A 6,047-nucleotide genomic window follows, 5' to 3' on the forward strand; every position below is an offset into this window, starting at 1 on the left:
CGCGCCCAGCGCCGCCAGCCCCACGGCGGCGCCGGCCGCCCCCAGCGCCGCGCGGGCCGGCAGGAGCCGCGCGAGCCGCGCCCCGCCCTCGCACGCCCCCACCGCGGCGGCGACGAGAAGCCACGGCAGAACGTACAGCTCGAACGGCTGCGTTTCGTGGGCGTACCGCAGCACGGCCCCGAGGTTCGTCCCCGCGAAGGCCAGTCCCTCGCCGTCGAGAAAGCGCCCGCTCAGCCGGAACATCGACCAGCTCGCCGCCAGTCCCAGGACGAAAAGCGCCGCCGCGCCGTCGCGCAGCGCGCGGCGGATCCCTTCCCGGAGGCGGCCCCTCAATCCTCCGAGCGCCGCCGCCCCCGCGCCGACCGCCGCCGCCAGCGCCGCCCATTCGGTGGCCACCAGCGACAGGCGCGCCCAGAGGGGAAGCAACGGATCCGCCAGCGCGCCTCGCGGCACCGCGGCGCTCAGGGCCGCATGGACCGCCGCGAGAACCGCCCACGCGGCCGCCGCTCCGACCCAGCCCCCGCGCGCTACGGCCTCCACGTCCACTCCGTGCCCATGTTGTCGTCCGTCACCGGCCGCGCCCCGCGCGTCCGGGCCAGCAGCCGTTCCCGCGTCTCGAGGTTCGCCTCCAGCCGGTCCGCCGCCTCCCGCAGGCGCTCCTCGGACGGCGGCGGCCCCTCGTGCGGATAGCGCCTCATCGCCTCGAGCCAACGCGCCCGATCGAAGCGCAGGGGCGTCTCCCCGACCGCCAGGCAGCTGTAGATCCGCAGCGCGTGCGGAAAGGCTTCCGCCCCCGTGCGCTGAACGCGGTCGGACTCCGTGGTGTTGTAGAAGAATATCCCGCCCGGCTTCAGCCGCGACCGGACGAGCTCCAGGAACTCCCGGGAAAGAAGATTCGTGGCGTTGGACCGCCAGTGAAAGGTCGTGTTCGCGACGATGAGATCGAACCGCCGCTCGGGCCGGCGCGCCAGCCAGCGCCGCCCGTCGCCGATCTCGATCGTCACCTTCGGATCGCCGAGAATCCCCGCCACTTCCGGAAAGAGCGGCACCAGGCGGAGATAGCCGGGATTGATCTCCACCACCGTGACGCGCTCGACGCCCGGAAGCCGCGAAAGGACGCGCGTCCAGGAGCCGGAGCTCAGACCGATGACCAATACCTCCCGCGGCGCGGGATGGATCCCCGCGAGGGCGTAGGCGCGGACGATGAGATTGACGTCCCGCTCGAGCGACGTGTTGAACGCTCCGTCGTAGATCCCCCCGCCGAAGATCCGCCCGTCCGAAGTCACCGTGATCACGCCCGAGCGGGTCTCCACCACGTGCGCGAAGCGCATCCCGGGGCGGTACCCGCCCTTGAGCTGAAGCTTTTCGTAGAGGCCGTCGAAAAGAGCCGGGGCCGCGGCCGCCAGCGCCGCGCCGGCCGCCGCGGTCGCCGCCCAGCGGAGCGGGCGGAATCCGAACGCCGCCGCTCCGATCGCCATCCCCGTCAGCGCCAAGACCGTCGAGATCGTCCGGATCGTCCAGAGATCGAGGAGGATGAATCCCGTGACGAAGCTGCCCGCCGCGCTGCCGGCGATGTTGGCAAGGTAAATCCGGGCCACGCGCGCGCCCGCCCGGGCGTCCGGCGGAACGGCCGCGTGGTTGACGAGCGGAAAGACCGCCCCCAATCCACCGGCCGCCGCGGCCACCAGGGGAAGCGCCGCCGTCCAGGACGCCCCGCGCGCCGCAAGCGCCGCGAGCGCCGGGATCACGAGGAAGCCGCCGGAGTTGGCCAGAACCACGAACGCGCCCACGGGGCCCAGCGGCGGCGGGGAGCCCTCGCGGCAGAAGCGCCGCGCCCCGGCCGCGCCGAAGGCGAGCCCCGCCAGATACGCCCCCAGGAGGAACGGAAACGTGCGGGCCGATCCCCCCGAGGCGAAGGAGAAGGCGCGGTACCAGAGGATCTCGTAGGAAAGCGCCACGGCGCCCGACAGCGCGGCCAGTGCGGCGGCGACGATCATCGCGCTTTCCTCCCGCGGCCCGCACACACCCAGGCGGCCAGGCCCACCGCGGCGTTCGCCGCGGCCGCCAGCCGGACGGCGCCCGTCTCCCCCAGCGCGCCCAGCGCCCACCCTCCCGCCGCCAGCGACCCCGCCGCCGCCCCCAGGGTGTTGGTGAAATAGAGCCCGCCCACGGAGCGCCCGACGTTGCCGGAGCGATGGACCGCGTGCGCCACAAGGAGCGGAAGGGTCGCGCCCATGAGGAGCGTGGGGACCAGCACGCCCGCCAGAGCGGCCAGGCCCACTTCGATGCCGGCGACGTCGCCGGCCCAGCGCCCGATCGCCCCGAAAAGCGGAAGCGAAAAGAGTCCGTACGCGCCGACGCCCATCTCCATCGCCGCGAAGATCCGCAACCGCGGCGCTCCTTCCCGGGTCGAGAGGGCCCCTCCGACCAGGCTTCCCAGACCCAGCCCGAGCATGAAGGCCGTCACGACGAGGGTCACCGATTCGACGTTGGTCCCGTAGAGACGAAAAAGCGCGCGCTGCCAGACGATCTGGTACAGAAGGGAGGCGAAGCCGGAGAGGAAGAAGACGGCGTGGACGAGGGCCATCGGGACGCGCGACTCAGGACTCCGCTCCGGCGTCATCGGCCCCCCGGCGCGGGGCGGTCACTTGCCCGAGGTCCCCGACCAGGTGTCGTGGAAGTGCGCGATCAGCCACTTCCCTTTGACCCGGCGGAAGAGGGCGGTGATGACGCCCCGCTGCTGCCCCACACTGGCCAGGTACGTGGCGTAGGCCAGATCCCCTTCGACGCGGATGTCCTCTTTGCCGACGACCGTGTTCCACTCCTGCCCCTCGGCCCCCTTGGCGCGTTCCCGAAGAACCCGGCCGACGGCCTCCGACCCCCGGACGATCTCGTCGTGGCGGCGGACGAGCGACACGTCGGGAATCATCAAGGCAAGCTGAGCGTCCGGATCGCACCGGTCGGCGGCCTCGTGGTAGGACTTGATCACGTCCCAGATCATCTGCTTGTTGACCGCCAGGTCGGGCGAGGGGGGCGGTTCCGGCGCGCACGCGGCCGGAAGGAGGAGAAAAACCAGCGCGAAGCGGGCCATTCCCGGTCCACTATATCCCCGCCCCCGCGAAGGGTCAAGGCGGCGCCGACGGCGCCCGCCAGAGATCCTCTTCGTACGGCTCCTCGGGACCCGGATACTCCGGGGTCGGATCGTGGGGCGTGGGCTGGGCGGGGATGGGCGCCTCCGGCAAAGGGGCAACGGGCGACTTTTTGCGGCGGCGCGACACGTCCTCCAGCCGGAGACTCGCGGCGGGCTTCATAACCGAATCCTCCCTCCATTCGGGACTCTTTTCAGGGAGCCGCCAACCCGAGCCTCCGTTACCCGCTTCCGTGCCGGAAAACCGTCACGCGGCGCCCGCACCAATGATCAGTTTTGGGACTTCGTATGGCCCTCCCCGAACGGATCCCGCCCTCCGCCGCGCGGCAGAAGCTTGAATCCGCCGTCCCGCCGATCCTCGTCTGCGCCTACGAGGACGAAACGCGCTGCGCCCGCATGAAGATCCCCGGCTCGCTCACGCTGCGGGAGTTCGAGGAGCGCCTTCCCCTGATGCCCTGGTCCCAGGAAATCATCTTCTACTGCGACTCGCCCGGACAGTCGGCGGCCCTCCGCTGGGCCGAACAGTATCAGGCCAAGGGATATCCACTCGTCGGAATCCTGGACGGAGGCGTCCAGGCCTGGGAACGCTGGGAAGACCCGCAGGCCCGCGGCATGACCGGATGACGTCCGCCTCCTTCATTCCGGCCTGGGAACCGCGACGAAGAACGTTCCGCCCGGGCGGCGCACCGTCAGAAGCACCGGGCCCTTGCTCGCGCGCACCGCACGGCGCATTTCCTCCGGCGTGCTCACCGCCGCCCGGCCCACGGCCAGGATCAGGTCGCCGCGCCGCAGCCCCGTGAAGGCCGACGCCCGGCGCGGATCGACGGATATGACGACGAGCGCGGCCTCCCGCTCGTCCGCCACCCCGTATTCCTCCAATAAATCCTTCGGTGCCGGAGCCACGGAAATCCCCGGAAGCCCGGAGTCCCGTCGCTCTTCCCGGGCTCCCTCGTCCCGCGGAAGCGGGGGCAAGGGCTCCTCCAGCGGTGTCTCCTCCGCGGGCTTCAGCCGCACCCGAACCTCGAAGCGCTTGCCTTCCCGCCAGACGTCCAGCGCCACCTCCGCGTCCGCGCCCCGCAGCGCCACCCGGTTGCGCAGTTCCGCGGCCGACGACACCGCCTCTCCGTCCAGCCCCACCAGCACGTCCCCCCGGCGCAGCCCCGCCTCCTCCGCGGGCCCCTGCGGCACCACGTCCGTCAGAACCGCGCCTCGGTCCGGCGCCCCGCCCATCGCTTCCGCCAGAAGCGGAGTCATGTCCTGCACCACGACGCCGAGCTGGCCGCGATCCACGCGCCCCTTCTCCAGAAGGATCTCCATGACCGGACGCGCCATCGCGCTCGGAATCGCGAACCCGATCCCCTGGAATCCTCCGGTTCGCGTGGCGATCGCCGTGTTGATCCCCACCAGCTCTCCGCGCAGGTTCACGAGCGCCCCGCCCGAATTCCCCGGATTGATCGCCGCGTCCGTCTGGAGAAAATCCTCGTACTCCGCGAGCCCCAGATTCGCGCGTCCCTTCGCGCTGACGATGCCCCGGCTGACGGTCTGGCCGATCCCCAGCGCGTTCCCGATCGCCAGCACCGATTCGCCCACGCGCAGGCGGCCGGAATCGCCGAACGGCAGCACAGGCAGGTTCCGCGCCTCGATCCGCAGCGCCGCCAGGTCCGTCTTGGCGTCGGCCCCGAGGAGCCGCGCGGGAAACTCGCGCCGGTCCGGCAGAACGACCCGGATCTCTTCCGCCCCTTCGACCCCATGATGGTTCGTCAGGATCACCCCCTCGGAGCGGACCACGACGCCCGAACCCACGCCGCGAAGCAATCCCCGCGGCGGACGCCCGAACAATCCCCACGGACCCGGCACCTCCGGCGGCACGAGGGTCCGGCTGGAAAGAACCCCCACGACCGCGGGCGCGGCACGCTCGACGACCTCGGGTGCCGATTCCTGCGGCTCCATCGGCCCCGCCCGCGCGCCCAGCGCGAGAACCGCCGCCAGGGCCCCCAGAACGAGCGCGGCACTTCCCCGGATGGCACGCGAGACACGCATGGAGCCTCCTCTTTCCTGTTTTCTCATGGAGGTGCCGAAGCCGTCGCGCGTTATGCGCGCACCGCTCCGTAACCCGGTCCCCCGCCGCGGCTCTACAGCTCGGACGGGCTTTTCGTTGCCGCTCCGGCGGCAGGGAGACTTCTTCCATGAAGCACCTCGCGGCGGCCGCCCTTCTCGTGCTGTCCCCGCTTCAGGAGCGGGACGCCGATCCGGACGCCCTCGCCGGCGACCTGAGCCATCCGGACATCGCCGTGCGGGAAGAAGCCGCGCGCCGCCTCGTAGCGCTCGGGGAGGCGGCCGTTCCGGCGCTTCGACGCCTCCTGGAAGCGCCGGACCCGGAGGCACGCCAGCGCGCCGAGCAGGCCCTGGCGCAGATCGATCTTGAAGCACGACTCCGCCGCGTCTGCCCGGTCCGGCCCCCGCTCACGCTGCGCCTGGAGGGCGCGCCCCTGGAGGACGCGCTCGCGGAGATCGCCCGCCGGACCGGCGTCCGCTTCTGCGCGGACGCCCTGGCCCCCGGGCGGCGCGTCAGCCTCTCCCTGGAGCGCGCCACGCTCCTGGAGGCGCTCGATCGGATCTGCCGCGCCCTCGGCGACGCTCAGTGGGCGTTCGACGGGCCGGACCGCGTCAGCTTCTCGCCGATCCCGTTCGTGGAACGGCCAACCTGCTACGCCGGAGCGTTCAAGGTCTCCATGGGGCGCCTGGACCTCTACCGGACCTCCACGTTCCGCGATCACCAGGGCCTCGTGACCTTCCATCTGGAAGCGCAGGCCGAGCCCGGCGCTCGCCCGCTGGGCGCCCCGGCGTTCACCCTCGACGAGGTCGCCGACGACCGGGGTCGCGTCCTGACGCCGGAAGC

The 6,047-nt window shown here is 72.1% G+C and carries 8 protein-coding genes; 2 read left to right on the top strand and 6 right to left on the bottom strand.

Annotation, left to right across the window (positions count from 1 at the left end):
- The 5 genes from VNO22_12355 to VNO22_12375 form a co-directional block, all read right to left on the bottom strand.
- A partial coding sequence (locus VNO22_12355; GenBank protein HXG62165.1) for a hypothetical protein occupies positions 1 to 540 on the bottom strand: 540 nt, incomplete at its 3' end.
- A complete protein-coding gene (locus VNO22_12360) occupies positions 528 to 1,997 on the bottom strand; it encodes a fused MFS/spermidine synthase (protein HXG62166.1) in 1,470 nt (489 codons plus the stop codon). The genes VNO22_12360 and VNO22_12355, both read right to left, overlap by 13 nt.
- Positions 1,994 to 2,587: a hypothetical protein gene (locus VNO22_12365; GenBank protein HXG62167.1), complete on the bottom strand. Its 594-nt coding sequence runs from the start codon at positions 2,585 to 2,587 to the stop codon at positions 1,994 to 1,996. The genes VNO22_12360 and VNO22_12365 overlap by 4 nt, the downstream gene beginning before the upstream one ends.
- A gap of 57 nt (positions 2,588 to 2,644) precedes the next feature.
- The gene (locus VNO22_12370) at positions 2,645 to 3,091 is read right to left on the bottom strand and encodes a nuclear transport factor 2 family protein (protein ID HXG62168.1); all 447 of its coding nucleotides are present in this window, start codon (positions 3,089 to 3,091) and stop codon (positions 2,645 to 2,647) included.
- Positions 3,092 to 3,125: 34 nt separating this feature from the next.
- Positions 3,126 to 3,311 carry a hypothetical protein gene (locus VNO22_12375; protein ID HXG62169.1) on the bottom strand — a complete coding sequence of 62 codons (186 nt, stop codon included), beginning with the start codon at positions 3,309 to 3,311 and terminating at the stop codon, positions 3,126 to 3,128.
- Between the two features lie 125 nt (positions 3,312 to 3,436).
- Here VNO22_12375 and VNO22_12380 point away from each other — a divergent pair, with 125 nt between their 5' ends.
- Positions 3,437 to 3,772 (top strand): rhodanese-like domain-containing protein, encoded by a 336-nt coding sequence (locus tag VNO22_12380; protein HXG62170.1) that lies wholly within the window; start codon positions 3,437 to 3,439, stop codon positions 3,770 to 3,772.
- A 12-nt stretch (positions 3,773 to 3,784) separates the two neighbouring features.
- On the opposite strand, the gene VNO22_12385 is transcribed toward VNO22_12380, so the two are convergent.
- A complete protein-coding gene (locus tag VNO22_12385) occupies positions 3,785 to 5,188 on the bottom strand; it encodes a trypsin-like peptidase domain-containing protein (GenBank protein ID HXG62171.1) in 1,404 nt (467 codons plus the stop codon).
- A 146-nt stretch (positions 5,189 to 5,334) separates the two neighbouring features.
- Here VNO22_12385 and VNO22_12390 point away from each other — a divergent pair.
- On the top strand, positions 5,335 to 6,047 hold a 713-nt coding region (locus tag VNO22_12390; GenBank protein HXG62172.1), incomplete at its 3' end, for a HEAT repeat domain-containing protein.

The organism is Planctomycetota bacterium, from assembly GCA_035574235.1.
In the GTDB taxonomy this organism is placed as follows: domain Bacteria; phylum Planctomycetota; class MHYJ01; order MHYJ01; family JACPRB01; genus DATLZA01.